Source organism: Bacillus sp. NTK034 (assembly GCF_017303275.1).
In the GTDB taxonomy this organism is placed as follows: domain Bacteria; phylum Bacillota; class Bacilli; order Bacillales; family Cytobacillaceae; genus Cytobacillus.
Genome location: NZ_JAFKOJ010000006.1, coordinates 1 through 18,094, shown reverse-complemented (window position 1 = coordinate 18,094; position 18,094 = coordinate 1). Strand labels below are relative to the sequence as shown.

The window sequence follows — 18,094 nt, the reverse complement described above, 5'->3', positions numbered from 1 at the left end:
TAGGTCAGTTACTATTATTCCACAAGCAGTATATTTGAAATGATCTATTTTTCCATTAGTGATTAAGCTCATCAATGGTCTTAAAAATTCTCGCATACACATCACGAATAGATTCATCAGTCAGTTCGTCATTATACAACCCATACCCCCAACTATGAAATGCATCTTTTTTTTTCGATTTAAGAACTCCCACAGCATAGCTTTTACCAGCTTCCCACTTCCATGAATCATTATATTCTGTGTCTTTAACAGTAAACGGGATATGACTGCTGGCTGATATAAAAAAGAATGGAATGGATGAATCTGAATATGTCTCTGCATAGTTGGGCTCAGCAGCTTTAGGAAGATTTTTCTCCGACATTATTACTGCATCATAAGAGCTCAATTCCTCATTTGTAAGTTCATCAAAAGAAATTTCATTAAACTTCACTTGTTCTGCATTCACTTCTGGCGGTTCTCCAATTATCGCAATCCTTAATGTCCTTCCCTCATACAGCTCGAAGTCAGGGTTTTGAGTACAAGCTGATAGTAAAATGGTCAGAGTTAGCAATATATAAGAAATCTCTCTTGTCATACTCATCACCTTTGCCAAAATTAATATAAAGAATTGCTCCTATTATCCCAACAATCATTAGCGCGAGGCCCTTTTTAGCATTTCTTTGCTTGAAAAGAGCCATACATCCTGTAAGTATGCCGATGGTCACTAAGCCGGCGCCTATATGCTGAATGATATTGATTTCTGAAATACTGCCGGTAATACACACTTGAAAACCGATGCATCCGCCTCCAAAAATAAGGAGAAATAAAGGGTTCTTCAACTCTTCTTTAGCATCCTGCTGTTCCTTTTTGTCCATTCTTTTATAAGTTTTTATAAAAAGGAAAATCGGAATCGCCCATATTAAAATGATTAAAATAACCTGTAAGAAAATCATATGAACCCCTCTGGTAAGATATAAATCTATTACTTCAAAATCATACCATATTCTAACAAAAACGAAAAAGAGCGCCATCCATTGGATAGGCGCCCTATAAAAATAATTATGATAAATGCTTTATTTTCCTTTCAACCGGTGTACGCTCCTTCGCTTCAGGTACCTCCTCAGGAAAGCCTACTCCAAAAATACCAACTACATCGCAATCATCCGGGACATTTAAAGCAGTTCTTGCTGCAGCTGAAACCCCCAGGGAAGACCAGAATGTCCCCACTCCTGATGCCCACGCCATCAGCATAAAGTTCTGGATAAAACAGGATACTGCAGCCATGTTCTCATTTCGTTCCAGATCGGTTGCTCCATGCTTGGATAGAATGGCCAGCACGACCGGTGCCTGGCAAAAATCGGTCTTGTGATTCAGCTTAGCCCTTGTTTCCGGACCAACAAATAATACTTCCCATGGCTCCGTCATTTTATGGTTGGGTGCCATGGTCGCAGCCTCCAGCCAGGAGGTGATTAGACTATGCTCCACTTTATCAGATTTGAATTTTTTTATGTTGCGGCGAGTCGTGATTATTTTCTGTATATCCATTGTTAATTTCCCCTTTCATTTATCATTCATTTTACTGGATTAATAGGTTATTTACATCACAGCCTTCTCATTATCAATGGATTTCCCACTGGGCCGGGCTGCCAGGAACATATAGGACAGAACAGCCCCGGCACTTGCACATGCTATGACAATCCCCATCGATTTCGCCGGGCTGTCTCCTAAGCCGACAAGAGGAGCCACACATCCCCCAAAGATTAAGGATAGTACCCCCAGTAATGCGGAGGCACTCCCTGCCGACTTGCCCTGATTTTGCATGGCAAGCGAGAAGCCTGAAGTACTCACCATCCCAATACTTGAAACAACAAAGAATAACGGCGGCAAAATAGCGTACAAGCCTGCATCTAAAAGAAGCATGATTAATAGAGCAATAGCTCCCATGAAAGAGATGCATATGCCAGCCGTAAAAAGCTTCCTTTCACTGATCCGCCCCGCCAGTCTTCCCGTGATTTGACTGGAAATGATGATTCCAAGACCGTTGATGGCAAAGATCAGGCTGAATATCTGCGGGCTGGCCCCATAAATGTTCTGAAGGACGAAGGGCGATCCGGATATATACGCAAACATGGCAGCAAACACCAGGCCTTGCGACAATGCATACCCTATGAAACTTCTATCCAATAAGAGCTGCTGAAAGGTCGTTAATGTGTTTTTTATGCCGCCCTGTGAACGGGAATCATCTGCCAGCGTTTCTGGCAGACCAAATAGTACGACAAGAAACATTACCAAGCCAATTACGCTCAAAACGATAAACACTCCCTGCCAGGGAGCAATCCGCAATAACTGGCCGCCAATTATAGGAGCAAGAATGGGGGCCACACCATTCACTAAAGCCAGCAGAGAGAAAAATTTGGTCAGCTCGGTGCCTGAGTATAGATCCCTGACAATTGCTCGGGAGATGACAATCCCTGCTGCCCCGGCCAGACCCTGAATAAACCTCAGCACAATCAAGCCCCAGATGGACTGGCTAAAAGCGCACAAGAGAGAAACGGCAAAATAAATCAGTAATCCTAAAAGAAGGGGCTTCCGGCGTCCGCGTACATCACTGAGCGGCCCTGCAAGCAGCTGGCCTAAAGAAAGGCCAAGCAGGAAAAAGGTCAAACTTAGCTGTACAAGGGACGGCTTGGTATGCAAATCAATAGCGATATCAGGCAGAGCCGGCAAATACATGTCGATGGATAGAGGAGCAAACGCAGCCAAAGTACCAAGTACGATCGCCATCCATAATCGCCTGGACTTTGAAGGTGCACCCTGTGCATTACTTATATTTTCTAAAGAATCATTCATTGATTTTCCTGCCTTTTCCTATGAATTTGGACTTTGAGCTCAAAGATTATTGATAAGAATCCGGATGGCTTCTGAAACATCCACCTTTTTTTCCTGGCAGAAATGATTCAGCTTTTTAAACATCTCTTCATCCAGCCTGACATGGATGGAATGCTTAAGTTTTTGGCCTTCAGGCTTCTTGGGACGTCCCCTTCCGATTTTCCGCTGTCCTGTCTCATCTCTCCAAACGGCTATGGTCACATACCCGTCTTTTTCCAGCCATCTCTGAAGATCATTTTCCTTCCAAATGCGTGCCGCATCATTCTCATGTTTTTTTAGATATTCTGTAAGATCCTCACCTTCAAGACCTTTCTTTTTCGCTTTATGGATCATCTTATTTCTAAGAAACTCTTCATATTGTTCGAGTGAAGTTAAGGTTTGCTCTTTCATAAACCCTCCGGATTATTTTTTGTTCTACAAAAAATAATAAAGAAGTTTATTTCACAATGCAATCTTTTTTGTTCTACAAAAAAAGAAAGCCTAATTTCTCCGGGAGAAGATAGGCTTTCTATATGAATATCAATGTTTCTGAACCACTCCAGGCTCAAGATCTCTTTCAGAACTTTTTGGAGATCCTATCAAAACGCCAATTCCAAGCAATAAGAGAAGGATCCCTAACCAGGAAGTCATGTTTAAAGATTCCCCTAATAGAAAAACGCCTAATAATGCTGCAGTTAAAGGCTCCGCCAGCGCAAGTGTGACCGCTGTTGAAGAGGAAACATGGACAAGCCCTTTTGAAAAAAGGAAATAGGCAATTCCCGTAGCCAGAATCCCCAGGTGCAGACTGACAGTCAAACCCCGAACACTCGCAAGCCAGGACATGTCAAAAATAAATAAGAATGGCGATAGAAAGGTGGCACTTAGTGTGAACACAACGGCAACGACTGATAGTGATGAATAATTTTCAACCAGATCCCTGCTGACAAGCGTATAGCCTGCAAATGTCAAACCAGCCCCCAATGCCATTAATAGTCCAGCCGGGTCCATTTGAACCGAATTTTTGTTCATGAAAAGCAGAACACAGCCCAAAACGGACAGGAAGGTAGAACACCACCAAATGGCAGACGGGCGTTTTTTCAAATAGAGCCATTCAAGAAAACCCGATAAGATCGGCGCACTCCCGATCGCTGTCACGGTTCCAATGGCTACTCCTGTAAGGGTCACCGCTGAGAAGAACAATGGCTGGTACAGCGCCATGCAAAGTGAGGCCAACAGGGTGTTCCTGATAGGCCAATTTTTCAGGTCCAGTTTCCCCGCCATCAGAACCATGCATAATAAAAATAAACCGCCTGCCGCCAGTCGGGCAGCCCCGATGGCAATCGGGTGTGCGCTTTCCGGCGCAAAGGCCTGCGTTGTACCCGTAGTCCCCCAGAGCACTCCGGCAAGCAATATAAAAAATGGAGCCGCTTTCCCGTTCATGTTATCACCTCAATAAAAAAAGATAAAAGGAATCATTAAACTTATCTTAGAAAAATTCCTGGGAATTTTCTTTACCAAGTTTAATATCCCTTTTATCCATTCTTAAGGATCCTGTATTTTTGAGGTGCTATTCCTTCACTGCGGGTAAACCACCGTGTAAAGGAGGAAGAATTTTCGAAGCCTAATTCCCCGCTGATCACCGACATGGACCAGGAGGTTGACATTAATAAATGCTTCGCCTCTTTCAAGCGCAGATCAGATATATAGCCTTTAGGGCTTTTCCCGGTCTTCTTCTTAAACCATGCGGAATAATAGGCCGGATGATAATGTTCGATTTGCGCCAGAGTCTCCAATCGGATCGACTCCTTATAATGCTTATGAATATAGTCAATCGACGGGGGTTTGGCGACTTGCAGTTTGCTGGTCACATACCTGGTCAAATCTGCCAGGGAGGATGTATCCCCCTGATTCCCCGCCTCTCCCAGCAGCAAATAACGGATCGAAGACCATTGCTGATCTAGCTGAATGTACATACTGCTGGTCTCTTCCGGCAAATAAGGCGCCGGGATATCCAGAATTAAAAATTCATTCCGGTCCATCGACCGATAGTTATGATCAAACCCTGGCGGAAGATAAAAACAATAGTCGGGGTCAAGCTTGATTTCCTGCCATTTCGTCTCGATATCCAGGGAGCCCTGCAAAGGAAAAAGAAACTGGCCAAACTCATGCTGGTGCGAATGAAACTCTCTGGAATAGGATCTTTTTTCGCAGGTAATGCTTTCCATTTTACTCCCCCCCCCCTGATCATGCTTTAGTTTATTATAATCCGAAACTATGAGGGATGAAAGATTGGATAATGAATCGGACTCAAATCCTCGGTTTTCTCCTTATCCTGTCCGAATAGGCACTGCATTCAGACTCAAATCCTCGGTTTTCTCCTTATCCTGTCCGAATAGGCACTGCATTCGGACTCAAATCCTCGGTTTTCTCCGCATCCTGTCCATATAGGCACTGCATTCGGACTCAAATCCTCGGTTTTCTCCGCATCCTGTCCAAATAAGCCACACATTCGGACTCAGGACGTTTTTTTTATCCCTCTCCTGCCTGATTAGATCCGAATTCGGATTTATTTAGAAGTATCCAAATTAATATCGCCTCAAGCTATATACTCATCCCAGCTGCTGAATAATAAAAATAGCCGAAGATGACCATCTCTTCAGCCTTGTTTCTCCAATTCAAGCAGAAACTGCTTCATTTCAATCCCCCCGCGATAGCCGGTTATCGCACCATTTTTGCCGATGACACGATGGCATGGGACCGCGATTAACAGCGGATTGGCACCGATTGCTTTCCCTGTTGCCCGGACTGCCTGCGGCCTGTTTATTTTCTCTGCGATATCCGAATAAGAGACTGTTTTCCCGTATGGGATCTGCACTAATGCCTCCCAGACTTCCTCTTGAAACGGAGTCCCTTTCAAATCCAGGTCCATTGAAAAAATTTGTCTTTTCCTCAGTAGAAATTCCTGTAATTCCATCATGTATGGCTGCAGTGCTGCTTTATTTTCCACAAGCACTGCAGCTGGAATATATTTTTTCAGGGACCTTTCAAATTCCTCAAACTCCGGGTCAGATCCACTATAGCAGAGACCCTTTTCGGTTTTCGCCAGATAAAGGCTCCATTCCCCTTCCTGCAGGTTCGCCCATTCAATGTTCATTCTCCCGCTCCTCCCTTCTTTTGGTTCGATATGCCGCAGGTGTTGTACCCAGCTTCTTTTTAAATAAAGAGATAAAATAAGGGGTGCTGGGGAATCCTGCTGATGCACCGACATCGGCTATCGATTGCTCCCCGGCCTCCAGCATATGAACGGCTTTTTCGAGCCGGATATCCTGAATATACTCTGTGGGCGACTTCCCGGTGACCCTTTTGAACACCCGCTGCAAATGAAAGGGACTTCCATGAAACAGGTCCCCCAAATGATGCAATGTAATCGGGCCGCTATAATGCTGGTCGATCCACCCGGTTATTTGCTTAATCCATTCTTCTGCAGGCAGGCTGAGGCCTTCCGGTTTGCAGCGCTTGCACGGCCTGAAATTTTCTGCCAGTGCTTGATCAGCATTTTGAAAAATAGCGACATTGCCGATATTCGGAACTCTCGACCGGCACGATGGCCTGCAGAATATCCCCGTCGTTTTAACGCCATAAAGAAAGAGACCATCATAGGATTTGTCGCAATCCTTTATCGCGTTCCAATATTCTTCCGGAATCTGTTCATAAGCCACCTGCGATCACCTCTGCTAAAAAGTATACACAAAAAAGATTCATCATCAGCGATTTCTAAATATAAACGCAAGATAACGTAATCCTGAGAATTTACAATAAAGAAAAGGAGGAATCCAAATGAGCTCTTACTTTGTAAACTGGAAAGAGGATGAAAATGGCCTGGTCCTTTTCACTCCGCATGAATTCAGCTTTTCCGAAAACCTGCGATACTTATCAAGATCGGCAAATGAATGCCTCTATGAAATTTCCGGGGAGACAATTAGACGCGCCCTTGCCATCGGGAATGAAAAGCTGCTGCTTGAAATAAATGCTGTGTCAGATCAATCTCTCTCCGTCGTCATTCATAAGCCCGTCACGCATCAAATGAAAGCGGAAATTGCGGCATATATTCATGATTGGTTCGACCTCGGAGCCAGCCTGACCCCATTTTATGAGATGGCACAAACAGATCCCTTGCTGCAAAAGCCTGCCGAGCAATTTTTCGGACTGAGAGTTATGGGAATTCCCGATTTATTCGAGGCTCTTGCCTGGGGAATCCTGGGGCAGCAGATTAACCTTACATATGCGTATACACTAAAGCGGCGGCTCGTTGAAAAACTTGGGGAGTCCCTGGAAAACGGCGGGAGTAAATACTGGCTCTTCCCTGAAGCGGAAACGATTGCCGGGTTAACCATCGAAGATCTAGCCGACTTAAAAATGACCGTTAAAAAATGCGAATATCTGATAGACACAGCCCGCTTAATTGTAAACGGCGAGCTTTCGAAAAAGGACTTGCTGAACGCGGGAGATGTGAAGGCTGCAGAAAAAAGGCTGACCAAAATACGCGGCATCGGCCCCTGGACCGCCCATTATGTCCTTATGCGTTGCCTGCGCTTCCCAAACGCTTTTCCAATCGATGATGTCGGCTTGCATAATGCGATCAAAGTGATCTTAGGCTCTGAGAGGAAACCGGTGAGAGAGGAAATTCTGAAATATTCCGCTCGCTGGGAGAATTGGGAAGCGTATGCTACTTTTTATTTGTGGAGAGTATTATATTAAAATTATTTGCACAGTGCCATCTTTGAAAAGCTGATTTGACACAGAGTGACCGATATATTGAAATTTTGACCGATATCCTGTGAAAGTGACCGAAAAAATGAAATTCTGACCGATACCCATTTAAAAGTGACCGATAAAATATAAATCCGGCCGATTTCCTTTTGAAATTGGCCGTTAAAATGAAAATCCGTCCGCTCCCCTTAACATTTGGCCGATATATCTGATAAAGGACAGGTCCCCCTGTCCTTTCTATGTCAGAATAAAATATAGTGGTGTCATCACAAGAAATAAAGCCTGAAAGAAACACCCTCCGGCACAGCCAAGACAGCCATCATCCGCCAGCTGCTCCCCTGCTTCATATGTATTCTAGCCTACATCCCAGCCATTGTCCTCTTCTTCATTATTCTTTTTGCTATTATCCTTATCTTCTTGCAGCTGAATCATAGTATCCCCACTTTCATGTTATTACCCTAGAACAATAGTGAAATATTTTCCATAAAAAAGAAAAGACCTGCAAGGCCCTTTCTTTAGTAATGAATTTTATATTTCTCCGCAAGGATTTTTATATCAACCTTGTAAATGAGATCAATCATCCGGGTCCCGATCATCTGGCAGATCACCGCATATACAATAACCTTCCAGTCCACGACAACCCCTGTAAGCAAAAGCAGACTGCCATTTATGTAAAATAGCGTCCGGCCCGGCGCACTTCCCCTAGCTTTGGAAATGATTAACGCGAGGATATCCATGCCCCCAGACGAAGCGCCCATCCGGAATAAAATGCCGACTCCCACTCCAAAGACTACTGCTCCAAGCAAAAGATCCAGGAGAACCGGATTCAGCGGTTCCGTTATGTATGTAGTCAGAAAATCAATCGTAACCGAAGTAACGGAAACGCAAAACAGCGTCCAGATCACACTGCTTTTCCCAAGCCATTTGGCCGCTGCCAGCAGCAGGCCGGCATTCAAGACCCACAATGTCACCGAATAAGGCGCGTCCAACAGATAATTGAATAAAACAGCCAGACTTGCCGCACCGCCTGACGGGATAAAATGCGGAAACAAGAAAAAGGTCATCGCGATTCCCTGGATGCTGGCGGCCATTCCCAAAATCAAAGATTTATAGAGTACGTGCATGACAAAAACTCCTAACGTTTTTCCTCACTCTATCTTATAATATTTTCATAGAAGAGAAAACCGCACGAGGTGAATAGAATGACCATTTCTTTTGAAACGGAACGGCTCCTGCTCCGGACCATGCAGGCCGATGACCTGGAAGCAGTTTATGAGATTTGGGGCAGCCCGGAGGTAATGAAATACTGCGGCGGCGCCAGCACTAAAAGCCGTATCCAGCGCTCCATCGATTTTTACCGGCAGCTGCAGAATGAAAAAGGCTACTCGGTTTACACTGTTCTGCTAAAAGAAACCTCCGCCATCATTGGAGTTTGCGGGTTTAACCCGGCAGAAGATGAACACGAAGTCGAGCTCCTCTATCATTTTAATCAGCACTATTGGGGAAAAGGATATGCTGCTGAAGCTTCCGCTGCTTGCTTGACCGCTTTAAGGAAAAATTGCCCGAACGTCCGGAAAATGGTCGCGGCTGTGGATCCGGCCAACCCTGCATCAGGGAAGGTGCTCGGGAAAATCGGCATGACCACAGCTGGGATAAAGTGGTTTGAAGATACACAGCAGGAAGAACTGTGTTTTGAACTGGATCTTACGTAATAAGCTGGCCTGCAAGCCAGTTTTTCTTTTTGTTTTTCAGCTAATTTCATCCGATTTTCTAAGTTCCCGAACCGTTTCCTCAAATCTCAGGTTTGTTTCCCCATTATTGCTGGCCGTTTCCTCTATTCAGTAAGACTTTTTCCAAATAAAAAAACCTGGCACTCATCAAGAGTGCCAGGCTTTCCATTAACAAACCGAATCCGTAGATTTCGGGTTCTTCAATCCAAACAGCGGACGGATGAACAGAGCCACGCCCGTACCAAGCATGGCCATGATGGCCCATACCCAGCCGTGCAGGCTGAAAGATGCGATTCCGCCGAAGTAGGCACCGATGTTGCAGCCGAATGCAAGACGGGAACCATATCCCATCAGCAGTCCGCCAACAATCGCAGCACCGGCAACACCAGGCTTGATTTTTCCAGGCTTAAACGTTCCCTGTGATGCTGCTGAGATGAAGGCACCAAGGATGATTCCGAAGTTCATAACGCTTGTAGAATCAGCAAGAACTGTATTTTTCAATGCCGCTAAATTCGGCTCTGATGCAAAATAACCCCATGATGTTACGTCGATTCCCATTGCCATCAAGGCTTTTCCGCCCCATAGTGCGAATGCGGAGGTGATGCCCCAAGGCGTTCCGCGGACAGTCAGAGTCAATGCATTCAGCAAAGCCAGGACGATAGCGGCTGCGAACAATGGCCATGATCCTCTCAACACTTTTTTCCACCCAGCCGTTGTAGGCAAAGCTTTCATCATTGGCGCTTTTCGCTTTTTCGCGATTTGCAGTGTTACCCAATAGATCAATGCAAATAAGGCAAGCTGCAGAATCAATGCTCCTCCGTAGCCGAGTCCAGTTGATGTAGCCAGGGAGATTGGCGGCAATGCCGGTGTTTCTTCCATCCAGAATGAGAAGTGGTACGCACCGATCGTGGAACCAGCGATGAAAGAAATCAGCGTCAGGATCATGGAGGACTGCCCTCCGCCTACCGAATACAAAGTACCGGAAGCACAGCCATTTCCAAGCTGCATCCCGATTCCAAAAATAAAGGAACCAAACAGGACGCTGACTCCTACTGGAGACACATATCCTTTAGGCTCGATTCCAGTAAAACTGAAACCAGTGCTTAGAATAATCGCAAAGAATGCTGAAGCAACTGCCAGCATCAGCATATGCGCCTGCAGGCCCTGCCCGTTTCCGACGCTTGCAAAGCGCCTGAATGCAGATGTGAAGCCGAAGCGGGCATGAAGCAAGGTCATGCCGAGTGTAACTCCAATAATAAATAGAACTCCCTGTGTCATGTTCGCTGCATTTATAATGGAAATGAACAAAATGATAGCTGCAAGAACGCCAGCTGCAACAAAAGGCTTTTGAATCGGATTTAAGTTTGAAACAACTGTTGTTGGTGCTGAAACCCATGATTTACTTTTAACTTCTACTTGAGCCAACTTCATTCACTCCTTTTCTTATCACTTTAGTCGGATTAAAGTGTTATTTTATACTATATTTCTTTAAAAGTAAATGGTGAATTTTTCTCCAGCCCGATGATTTTCCCATTTTCACCTGATATAATTATATATTTGGAGAGTCATAATTTTAAAGACAGGAAAGGAAAGGATATCATTGCTTAAGCGGTTAAAATGGCCATCATGGGTATTATTCAGCATCTTCATTGCAGGCATCTATTATTTCATCAGCTCTGGAACTGACACCAGCCTGCAGGCTTTTTCCAGAACAGAAACCACTTCCCCGGCAGCTTTCCCCGGATTAAACCTTGAAACCCGGACAAAGGAAACGAAATCTTATACCCTAGCGATCAGTACTCCGATCACTGAAATTGAGAATTTGAACAAACCCATGAAAGAATGGATCCAGACTCAGGAAAGGGATTTCCTGGAACCTGTGAAGGCAAACAGGCAGGTGCTGGACAGCGAAGAATTCCGTGCCCATCTCAATATCAAGGCTGAGCCGAAAAAAGTCTCCGATACCATGTACACCCTTGTATTTGAAGCTTACCAGTACACCGGCGGCGCAAATGGGCAGGCGGCAGTCAAAACGTTCACTATCGACCTTGCGAATCAGAAAATGGTGCAGCTTGCCGATGTAATCCGTATGGATGAGGAGTCCCTGACGCCTCTCAGAGCGATGATAAAAAAACAAATCGGCGAGAAGGACGAACTCAAGGGCTATTTATTTGATGACCTGCTTGACGAAGCGCTGGAAAACCCGTCGAGCTGGAAATGGTCACTGAGCGGCAAGAATTTCACGCTTTATTTTAACGAATATGAAATTGCGGCCGGTGCAGCCGGAGCGGTCAAAGTGAAAATTCCAATCGAACAGATTCGTCCACTCTTAAAGGATGAAATCGCCCAGCACTTGAAACTCCCAGACATTCAGCTTCCTGAACCGGAAGTCAAGGAACCAGAAGCTCCTCCGCTGGATCCAAACGGCAAGTATATTGCCCTAACCTTTGATGATGGGCCACACCCGAAAGTCACACCGCTAATACTGGATATTCTAAAAAAGCATAACGCAAAGGCTACCTTTTATATGCTTGGCAGTCAGGCGCAATTCTATCCTGCAATCGCAAGCCAAGTGGCTGAAGAAGGCCATGAAATCGGAAATCACAGTGACAGCCATGCGGACCTTTCATCCCTCGGAGAAAAAGAAATCCGCAAAGAAATGGAAGAAGCCAGCAGCAAAATCAAAGAAGCAAGCGGCCAGCTTCCTGCTACCGTCCGCCCGCCTTATGGGGCCATGAATGAAGATGTGAAAAAAATTGCCGGAATGGCCCATACACCGCTTATTCTATGGTCGGTCGATTCACTTGATTGGAAAACACTCAATGCCTCGGCTATTCAAAAAATCGTGAAGGCCAATGCTGTGCCAGGCTCCATCGTCTTGATGCACGATATCCATAAGCCAACTGCTGAAGCACTTCCGGACCTGCTGGCCTACCTTGAAAAAGAAGGCTACGAATTCATTACCGTCTCCCAGCTTCTATCCCTCCAGGAACAGGAAGTGACCGGTACGTTTTTTGGAAAACGGCAATAATCATTCAGACAGACGCTCAGGATAATCCTGGGCGTTTAATTTTTCTTTTCATTCATTGATGCAGAAGCCCTGCACACTTTTCATAAAACTTAATGGCCCCGCCGTCCGCCCCGTAAACCTCTCCGCTATGCGTCCAGCCGTATTTTTCATAATATCCTTCCAGATCTGTCTGGAGATAAAGTTTTTTAAATCCAAGCTTCGCCGCTTCTTCAATAGCATGATCAAGCAGCCGGGAGCCAATCTTCTTCCCTCTGCTGTTGGGATCAACGTACAGACATGCCAGCCACGGATGCAAGTCCTGCCGGCTATTGAGGTCATTGCGGATTAGTGCATACGTGCCAATGATTTCCTCATTCTCGATCCCAACATAAAACCTCGGGATGCCGTCTCCCGATGTCCCTGAATGGATCATGCAATCCTGATAAAAGCGGAAGTTTTGCTCATTCCCCCACTGTGCCCAGAAAAATTGAACTGCGCTCTCAACTAAATGCGGATGTTCGTGCACTGCGATAATATTCATTTGTCTTTCCTCCCACTTTAATTATTCCTCTCGAGGTTTGATAATTCCTGGCTGAACTCTTGTTCAAAGTACGAAAGTTACCTCTTGTTTTAGCCGAGGGTTAAAACGCTAAATTAAGTATTTAGGAATAAATTTTTCCAGAAAGCGAAAATTAATAATATTTATGTCTTTATAAAGGGGTAACCCGCAATGGATCGATTTATTAATGAAATTAAGGCTGAGCTTGGGAACAATGGCGATTTTCATCTTCAAAGGGACTATCTTGCGGATGCAGCCGTTATGCTGCTGGGATTTAATACACTCATTGATTTTATCAAAACGAGAACGGTGCTTCACAAGCACGCCGAGAGCATCCTTTTGCAGAATCATCCTTCTGGGGATTTATGGCGGGCCATAGGGGAAGTGATTGAAGGGGATGTCCGGAAAGCCATTTCATCCATATATGAGGGAAAACTGATTATCCATTTTGAAAACACCGCCCGTTTTATCATTATGGAGCCTGTACCCGCGATGCTCGATCGTTCGATTGATTCACCCACAAATGAAAATGTTATTCAAGGAGCATTGGATTCCTTTACAGAAGGAATCGATACTAATATCGGCCTGGTCCGAAAACTGGTGAACTCGGACGAAATCAGAATCGACTCTTTTTCAGCCGGCCGCAGCCGCAAAAACAAAATATCCTTGCTGTATATAGACGGCCAATCGGATATGGAGCTGATTTATAGCATACGTGATCATATTGAAAAAAATATGCAAATGGAAGTATGTGATCTGCAGGGACTCGCCAAAATGCTGGGGTTTCCATCATGGAATGCTATTTCAAAATTTAATACGACTGAGCTGCCCCATCATGCGGTCCAGAATCTGAAAAAAGGAAAAGTCATTCTGTTTGTGGATCGATTGCCTTTTGCGCTGAATCTTCCAAATTTGCTCTGGGATATGTTTGCTGTTGAAAATGACCGGAATTTTCCTCTCCCCATCATGCTAGCCATTCGGGCGATCAGAATCATCGGCATTTTAATCACGCTGATAACACCCGGGCTGTATGTGGCACTGGTTTCCGTAAACCCTGAAGTCTTGCAGATACAGCTAGCTTTATCAGTTGCCCAAAGCCGCGAAGGAGTTCCTTATCCGGCATTGGTGGAAATTATTTTCATGCTGCTTATTCTGGAATTAATCCTGGAAGCCAGTGTTAGGCTGCCAAAATCCATTGGACCCACTATTACAATGGTCGGGGGTATTATCCTGGGGCAGGCTGCAGTCGAAGCGAAATTAGTCAGCAATCTGCTGATCATCATTCTTGCCGCCACTACCATTGCCAACTCAACCATCGTCGGCTTTCAGAATTCTGTTTCCATTCGGCTGTTCAAATATGCCATTGTGGTCCTGGCGGCGATTTTTGGCATCCTGGGGCTGGTTGCCGGCTTGGTTTTCGTTGGCGCTTACCTGGCAAGCCTCAATACCTACGGCAAATCCTATCTCTACTTAAATTTAAAAGGGAATGAAAGCAATGGCGGATAAAAGTTTGCATGTCATGCTGATGTATGTCATCAGTCATTTGGGCCTGATTTTTTTTATGTATCCCGGCAATGTTATTTCAAGCACAGAGCAGGGCCACTGGCTTCCTGTTCTGGTCGGCGTGGTCATTCATTTCATTTTCATCTCTATTTATATGAAGGGACTAAGCTATTTTCCGAAAAAAGACATTATTCGCATCTATGCAGGAATCGGAAAAGGGACAGCTATCTTCTTTATTGCCCCGGTATTCTTATATTTCAGTATGATTTTATTGATAACGCTCCGGGCTTATGCCGAAATCATCACCATTGTCTTTTTATCCAACACTCCCTTATGGGCCATCATGCTCTTATTGATATCTATTTCAACCTATATAGCAGCCAAAGGAGTCGAAACCATTTTTCGCACTGGCCTTCTCCTATCCCTTTTATTTCTTCCCATCATCATCTTTATTTTCTTCACTTCTTTTCAAAACGTGGATTGGAGGTACTTTGTTCCTTTAGATGCAGATCTCGGATTCATTATGAAGAGAACATACTTGGAAAGCTTTTTTGCTTTCTCTGGAGGCTTTCTGTTTCTCGGTTTTGTCCAGCCTTATTTATCCTATGACAGAAAATATGTATTATGGGCCGCCGCATTCCTTATTCCCTTTTTCCTTTTTTCAGTCTATATTCCGGTACTGACTTTTGGGCAAGCAACATCAGCCACAACCTTCCTTCCATATGTTGTGGCTGTGGACGCCATCAATATTAATTGGCTGATGTTCGACAGGGTTACGATGTTTTTTCTGTTGAGCCTCATCTCCTTTATCATGCTTTATCTTGCCCTTGTGTCCTGGAAAGCAATTCGAATCTTAAGTCATTACCTTCCTTCCATTAAACCGGTAAAATTGTTGCTCGTGCTATCCGCCTCAGTCTATATTTCATGTTTTTTCATTCCGGACTGGAAGGATGTTGAGAAATTATTTTGGTGGAATACGTTTCTGAGGTTCTACATTTTAATTGCAGTTCCATTTTCAATCTTTTTCTTTGGACGCCGCATGAAGAGGAAGGGTAAAGATGAAACCATTTAATGTAAAATCTAAAGCCCCTATTACGGTCTGTCTGCTTCTGGCAGTGATGACATTAACCGGCTGCTGGGACATTAGGGATATCAATCATCGGACACTTCCTGTTGTCCTTGGCATTTCTACTGTTGAAGATGATCAATACAAGGTTTTCCTAAAAATTCCTGAGCCTGTGGAAGGGTCTTTGGAAGTAAAGATTGTATCCGGTACTGGGGAAACCATTTCCCACGCGGTCGATGTCATCAGCCGAAACATGGAGACCAGTGTAGACCTGCTTCATGTAAAAGTAATCATGATTGAGCGGAAAACGGCTGAGGAAGGCATGAAGGACATTATTGCCGGTTTCATGAGATCACGGGAAGTATCCCCAAAAGCGCTAGTCACGATTTGTGACCAGAACATGGATGAGTTTTTTTCGATACTTTCAGAATCAAAGAATCTTAAAGGGACCAATATGTTCGATTATTTCGAAAAAAATGCAGGCTGGAATCCGGAAATTGCCCTTACAAGAATATGGGAAGTCTACCGCAGCATTCATTCCTATACACGTGATGTGGCCATCCCGCTGATTGTTACCGGTGAAACGACAACTTACGAACAAGTCGGCTCTGCCGTAATAAAAAACGGAAAGATGGTGGAGCAGATCAGCAATGATGAGACCCTGCTTTTCAATGCTTTTAATAATGAAAGCACCCATGGACAAATTGAAGTCCTGAATCACGCAAGTGTCATGATTATCGGCAACTCCATGGACCACCATACTGACTTGACTGATAAGCAGCCAGTTTTGCAGAGCCGAATAAACCTAAAGGTTGTCGTCCTCGAAACAAGAGGAAACACATCCAGTGCCATGATCAAAAAAGAATTGAGCCATCTCCTGTCAAGCCGATTCAGCAGCATGTTAGCCAAACTCCAGGAAAGCGAAGCAGATATTCTGGGCTTGGGGCAATTGTATCGCACAAAAATTGACCGAAAGGAACTGAAAAACTGGCGGTCCATTTACTATCCAAATTTGAAATCTGATATCAAGTTTCATATAGATGTTCAAAATGAGGGGTATTTAAGAACTACCTGATGGGACAGTGAACCTGTCCCTTTTCTGGTCACAGGTTGAATAAGTGTGACAATTAAGTACGCTTAATGTCGGTTTGCTAAATTTGAGTGTACTATTCAGCTTGATTAGTTCCGTTCATTATCCATATTGCGAAGAGAACGATTCCATCTCATTAGTGCCCCTATCTGCGTCCCCCAACTCAAAGAGAACGAACCCCCACATCCGTCCCGCTTGTTTTTGCACCATCCTCAAATTCTTTTTGGAATTACGATTAGATCACACTTATAAAATCGAAATTAACCATTAAAAAAGACAGGGTGAATAAAAATTTTTAATCAATTATGAAAATTTCATAAACAAATAAATAGAGGCTGCCCATTTTCGGCAGCCTCAGTTATGTAATCGTTTCTGCAGGATTATCTTATGCAAACCTTTTTCATCAGTATAAGTTTCAATCACATCAAATCCATGCTTAATATTTAAAATCAGCATGCTTCGCCATTTGTTCATCGTCTTCGTCTTGACCACTTTATATCCCGTTTCTTTTAGGTATTCATGCTGCTTTTCCATCAGCATGGAAGCAATCCCGTCTTTCCTGTAATCAGGGTCGACTCCGCCCAGCCAGCTATAAAATGTACCCTGATCAATGGCATACCCCATTTTATATCCGATCACCTTTTCTCCATCCATAGCCGTCAGCACCAGCAATTGGGGTTTGCTTTTCATTTTGCTGACTAAATGATCAGATTCGCCAAAAATGGTTTTATGCAGTTCTAAAATCCCTTTTAAAGTTTCTGCATCAGGGATTGAGTTAAAAAGAGTAAATTTCATATCCCCCTAATCACCCATATTCTCTAATAATCGGCCCAGCTTTTCCTCCACACGCTTCAGCCTGTCGTTTCTTCTCTTGAAAATAAAAAATAGAATGACGATAATCGCTGGAACCGTCAGTAAAAAGGCAAATGCCAAAAGTTGAAATAAGATATCGCCAGCATTGAATCCGGATTGAGATAAGATTAAGAAATTCATGAGGATTCCCCTTTCTGGGATGACATGGTTAAATTATATAAATGTCTGAGGGAAACCACGAGAGTAAAAACTGCCAAAGCATTAGTCACGGAAAAGAAGTCTATACCCGTTATCATGTTTCGAATCATCAATATTATGGCAATTACAGAAATAATGATGGCTGAGTAAAAATCAAACCTGCCGCTATTTTCTTTCAAAACCAGTCCCCCCTTTATGATACTTTACGATTTTTTTGGACGGAAGGTTTCATGTCCTGCCATAATAATGCCTGGTGAGCAGCAATTTTTTTTTTGCAAAACACAGGTTCGGGTACTCTTATTGCAAATCGAACGCACCAAATTTAATGAATTCAGACTATATTTGCAGGTTCAACCCATCTATTTGCAAGTTCCCCCTTCCTATTTGCAAGCTCCCCCATTCTATTTGCAAGTTCCCCCATTCTATTTGCAAGTTCCCCCTTCTATTTGCAAACTCCCCCATTCTATTTGCAAGCTCCCCCTTCCTATTTGCAAGCTCCCCCATCCTA

21 protein-coding genes are annotated in these 18,094 nt (G+C 44.1%); 6 read left to right on the top strand and 15 right to left on the bottom strand.

The genetic code is table 11. From position 1 onward, the window contains the following. Nucleotides 1–55: 55 nt before the first annotated feature. The 9 genes from JI665_RS16990 to JI665_RS16950 form a co-directional block, all read right to left on the bottom strand. Nucleotides 56–574, bottom strand: a complete 519-nt coding sequence (locus JI665_RS16990) for a hypothetical protein (protein ID WP_244671238.1) — start codon at nucleotides 572–574, stop codon at nucleotides 56–58. Beyond that, entirely contained in the window at nucleotides 504–932 is a 429-nt protein-coding gene (locus JI665_RS16985; RefSeq protein ID WP_244671237.1) for a hypothetical protein, read from the bottom strand. The genes JI665_RS16990 and JI665_RS16985 overlap by 71 nt, the downstream gene beginning before the upstream one ends. A 106-nt stretch (nucleotides 933–1,038) precedes the next feature. Further along, nucleotides 1,039–1,524 (bottom strand): nitroreductase family protein, encoded by a 486-nt coding sequence (locus JI665_RS16980; RefSeq protein ID WP_206841119.1) that lies wholly within the window; start codon nucleotides 1,522–1,524, stop codon nucleotides 1,039–1,041. A 51-nt stretch (nucleotides 1,525–1,575) separates the two neighbouring features. Continuing rightward, a complete protein-coding gene (locus tag JI665_RS16975; protein WP_206841117.1) occupies nucleotides 1,576–2,829 on the bottom strand; it encodes a multidrug effflux MFS transporter in 1,254 nt (417 codons plus the stop codon). A gap of 39 nt (nucleotides 2,830–2,868) precedes the next feature. Beyond that, nucleotides 2,869–3,258: a hypothetical protein gene (locus JI665_RS16970; protein WP_206841115.1), complete on the bottom strand. Its 390-nt coding sequence runs from the start codon at nucleotides 3,256–3,258 to the stop codon at nucleotides 2,869–2,871. A 129-nt stretch (nucleotides 3,259–3,387) separates the two neighbouring features. Next, nucleotides 3,388–4,287, bottom strand: coding sequence for an EamA family transporter (locus JI665_RS16965; RefSeq protein ID WP_206841114.1), 900 nt, complete (start codon nucleotides 4,285–4,287; stop codon nucleotides 3,388–3,390). 92 nt (nucleotides 4,288–4,379) lie between these two features. After that, a complete protein-coding gene (locus JI665_RS16960; RefSeq protein WP_206841112.1) occupies nucleotides 4,380–5,072 on the bottom strand; it encodes a helix-turn-helix domain-containing protein in 693 nt (230 codons plus the stop codon). A gap of 431 nt (nucleotides 5,073–5,503) precedes the next feature. Beyond that, on the bottom strand, nucleotides 5,504–6,001 hold the full coding sequence (locus tag JI665_RS16955) for a methylated-DNA--[protein]-cysteine S-methyltransferase (protein ID WP_206841110.1): 498 nt from the start codon (nucleotides 5,999–6,001) through the stop codon (nucleotides 5,504–5,506). Further along, nucleotides 5,991–6,566, bottom strand: a complete 576-nt coding sequence (locus tag JI665_RS16950) for a bifunctional transcriptional activator/DNA repair enzyme AdaA (protein ID WP_206841108.1) — start codon at nucleotides 6,564–6,566, stop codon at nucleotides 5,991–5,993. The genes JI665_RS16955 and JI665_RS16950 overlap by 11 nt, the downstream gene beginning before the upstream one ends. 118 nt (nucleotides 6,567–6,684) lie before the next feature. Between JI665_RS16950 and JI665_RS16945 the strand changes: the two genes are divergently transcribed. Continuing rightward, entirely contained in the window at nucleotides 6,685–7,605 is a 921-nt protein-coding gene (locus JI665_RS16945; protein ID WP_206841106.1) for a DNA-3-methyladenine glycosylase 2, read from the top strand. A gap of 527 nt (nucleotides 7,606–8,132) precedes the next feature. On the opposite strand, the gene JI665_RS16940 is transcribed toward JI665_RS16945, so the two are convergent. Continuing rightward, nucleotides 8,133–8,741: a YitT family protein gene (locus tag JI665_RS16940; RefSeq protein WP_206841104.1), complete on the bottom strand. Its 609-nt coding sequence runs from the start codon at nucleotides 8,739–8,741 to the stop codon at nucleotides 8,133–8,135. 78 nt (nucleotides 8,742–8,819) lie between these two features. Between JI665_RS16940 and JI665_RS16935 the strand changes: the two genes are divergently transcribed. Continuing rightward, on the top strand, nucleotides 8,820–9,329 hold the full coding sequence (locus JI665_RS16935; protein WP_206841102.1) for a GNAT family N-acetyltransferase: 510 nt from the start codon (nucleotides 8,820–8,822) through the stop codon (nucleotides 9,327–9,329). 186 nt (nucleotides 9,330–9,515) lie between these two features. Here the strand turns inward: JI665_RS16935 and JI665_RS16930 are convergent, their stop codons facing one another. Further along, nucleotides 9,516–10,778, bottom strand: a complete 1,263-nt coding sequence (locus tag JI665_RS16930) for a YeeE/YedE family protein (protein ID WP_206841101.1) — start codon at nucleotides 10,776–10,778, stop codon at nucleotides 9,516–9,518. 169 nt (nucleotides 10,779–10,947) lie between these two features. Between JI665_RS16930 and JI665_RS16925 the strand changes: the two genes are divergently transcribed. Further along, on the top strand, nucleotides 10,948–12,378 hold the full coding sequence (locus tag JI665_RS16925) for a polysaccharide deacetylase family protein (RefSeq protein ID WP_206841099.1): 1,431 nt from the start codon (nucleotides 10,948–10,950) through the stop codon (nucleotides 12,376–12,378). Between the two features lie 52 nt (nucleotides 12,379–12,430). Here the strand turns inward: JI665_RS16925 and JI665_RS16920 are convergent, their stop codons facing one another. After that, on the bottom strand, nucleotides 12,431–12,898 hold the full coding sequence (locus JI665_RS16920) for a GNAT family N-acetyltransferase (protein WP_206841096.1): 468 nt from the start codon (nucleotides 12,896–12,898) through the stop codon (nucleotides 12,431–12,433). A gap of 189 nt (nucleotides 12,899–13,087) precedes the next feature. Here JI665_RS16920 and JI665_RS16915 point away from each other — a divergent pair, with 189 nt between their 5' ends. The 3 genes from JI665_RS16915 to JI665_RS16905 are packed head-to-tail and all read left to right on the top strand — an operon-like array spanning nucleotide 13,088 to nucleotide 16,560. Beyond that, nucleotides 13,088–14,422 (top strand): spore germination protein, encoded by a 1,335-nt coding sequence (locus JI665_RS16915; protein WP_206841094.1) that lies wholly within the window; start codon nucleotides 13,088–13,090, stop codon nucleotides 14,420–14,422. Further along, nucleotides 14,412–15,491, top strand: coding sequence for a GerAB/ArcD/ProY family transporter (locus JI665_RS16910; RefSeq protein WP_206841092.1), 1,080 nt, complete (start codon nucleotides 14,412–14,414; stop codon nucleotides 15,489–15,491). The genes JI665_RS16915 and JI665_RS16910 overlap by 11 nt, the downstream gene beginning before the upstream one ends. Beyond that, entirely contained in the window at nucleotides 15,478–16,560 is a 1,083-nt protein-coding gene (locus JI665_RS16905; RefSeq protein ID WP_206841091.1) for a Ger(x)C family spore germination protein, read from the top strand. Before JI665_RS16910 ends, JI665_RS16905 begins: the two co-directional genes overlap by 14 nt. A gap of 369 nt (nucleotides 16,561–16,929) precedes the next feature. Here JI665_RS16905 and JI665_RS16900 read toward each other — a convergent pair whose 3' ends face one another. The 3 genes from JI665_RS16900 to JI665_RS16890 are packed head-to-tail and all read right to left on the bottom strand — an operon-like array spanning nucleotide 16,930 to nucleotide 17,765. Continuing rightward, nucleotides 16,930–17,370: a GNAT family N-acetyltransferase gene (locus JI665_RS16900; RefSeq protein ID WP_206841089.1), complete on the bottom strand. Its 441-nt coding sequence runs from the start codon at nucleotides 17,368–17,370 to the stop codon at nucleotides 16,930–16,932. Between the two features lie 6 nt (nucleotides 17,371–17,376). Continuing rightward, on the bottom strand, nucleotides 17,377–17,568 hold the full coding sequence (locus tag JI665_RS16895) for a hypothetical protein (protein ID WP_206841087.1): 192 nt from the start codon (nucleotides 17,566–17,568) through the stop codon (nucleotides 17,377–17,379). Continuing rightward, complete coding sequence (locus JI665_RS16890; RefSeq protein ID WP_206841085.1) at nucleotides 17,565–17,765, bottom strand: hypothetical protein; 201 nt, start codon at nucleotides 17,763–17,765, stop codon at nucleotides 17,565–17,567. Before JI665_RS16890 ends, JI665_RS16895 begins: the two co-directional genes overlap by 4 nt. Between the last annotated feature and the right edge of the window lie 329 nt (nucleotides 17,766–18,094).

What these genes read in the sequence shown, in the direction of transcription:
- JI665_RS16930 (WP_206841101.1), bottom strand. Translation starts at nt 10,778, where the DNA reads ATGAAGTTGGCTCAAGTAGAAGTTAAAAGTAAATCATGGGTTTCAGCA.
- JI665_RS16945 (WP_206841106.1), top strand. Translation starts at nt 6,685, where the DNA reads ATGAGCTCTTACTTTGTAAACTGGAAAGAGGATGAAAATGGCCTGGTC.
- JI665_RS16900 (WP_206841089.1), bottom strand. Translation starts at nt 17,370, where the DNA reads ATGAAATTTACTCTTTTTAACTCAATCCCTGATGCAGAAACTTTAAAA.
- JI665_RS16960 (WP_206841112.1), bottom strand. Translation starts at nt 5,072, where the DNA reads ATGGAAAGCATTACCTGCGAAAAAAGATCCTATTCCAGAGAGTTTCAT.
- JI665_RS16955 (WP_206841110.1), bottom strand. Translation starts at nt 6,001, where the DNA reads ATGAACATTGAATGGGCGAACCTGCAGGAAGGGGAATGGAGCCTTTAT.
- JI665_RS16940 (WP_206841104.1), bottom strand. Translation starts at nt 8,741, where the DNA reads ATGCACGTACTCTATAAATCTTTGATTTTGGGAATGGCCGCCAGCATC.
- JI665_RS16985 (WP_244671237.1), bottom strand. Translation starts at nt 932, where the DNA reads ATGATTTTCTTACAGGTTATTTTAATCATTTTAATATGGGCGATTCCG.
- JI665_RS16920 (WP_206841096.1), bottom strand. Translation starts at nt 12,898, where the DNA reads ATGAATATTATCGCAGTGCACGAACATCCGCATTTAGTTGAGAGCGCA.
- JI665_RS16905 (WP_206841091.1), top strand. Translation starts at nt 15,478, where the DNA reads ATGAAACCATTTAATGTAAAATCTAAAGCCCCTATTACGGTCTGTCTG.
- JI665_RS16935 (WP_206841102.1), top strand. Translation starts at nt 8,820, where the DNA reads ATGACCATTTCTTTTGAAACGGAACGGCTCCTGCTCCGGACCATGCAG.
- JI665_RS16895 (WP_206841087.1), bottom strand. Translation starts at nt 17,568, where the DNA reads ATGAATTTCTTAATCTTATCTCAATCCGGATTCAATGCTGGCGATATC.
- JI665_RS16970 (WP_206841115.1), bottom strand. Translation starts at nt 3,258, where the DNA reads ATGAAAGAGCAAACCTTAACTTCACTCGAACAATATGAAGAGTTTCTT.
- JI665_RS16990 (WP_244671238.1), bottom strand. Translation starts at nt 574, where the DNA reads ATGACAAGAGAGATTTCTTATATATTGCTAACTCTGACCATTTTACTA.
- JI665_RS16980 (WP_206841119.1), bottom strand. Translation starts at nt 1,524, where the DNA reads ATGGATATACAGAAAATAATCACGACTCGCCGCAACATAAAAAAATTC.
- JI665_RS16910 (WP_206841092.1), top strand. Translation starts at nt 14,412, where the DNA reads ATGGCGGATAAAAGTTTGCATGTCATGCTGATGTATGTCATCAGTCAT.
- JI665_RS16915 (WP_206841094.1), top strand. Translation starts at nt 13,088, where the DNA reads ATGGATCGATTTATTAATGAAATTAAGGCTGAGCTTGGGAACAATGGC.
- JI665_RS16965 (WP_206841114.1), bottom strand. Translation starts at nt 4,287, where the DNA reads ATGAACGGGAAAGCGGCTCCATTTTTTATATTGCTTGCCGGAGTGCTC.
- JI665_RS16975 (WP_206841117.1), bottom strand. Translation starts at nt 2,829, where the DNA reads ATGAATGATTCTTTAGAAAATATAAGTAATGCACAGGGTGCACCTTCA.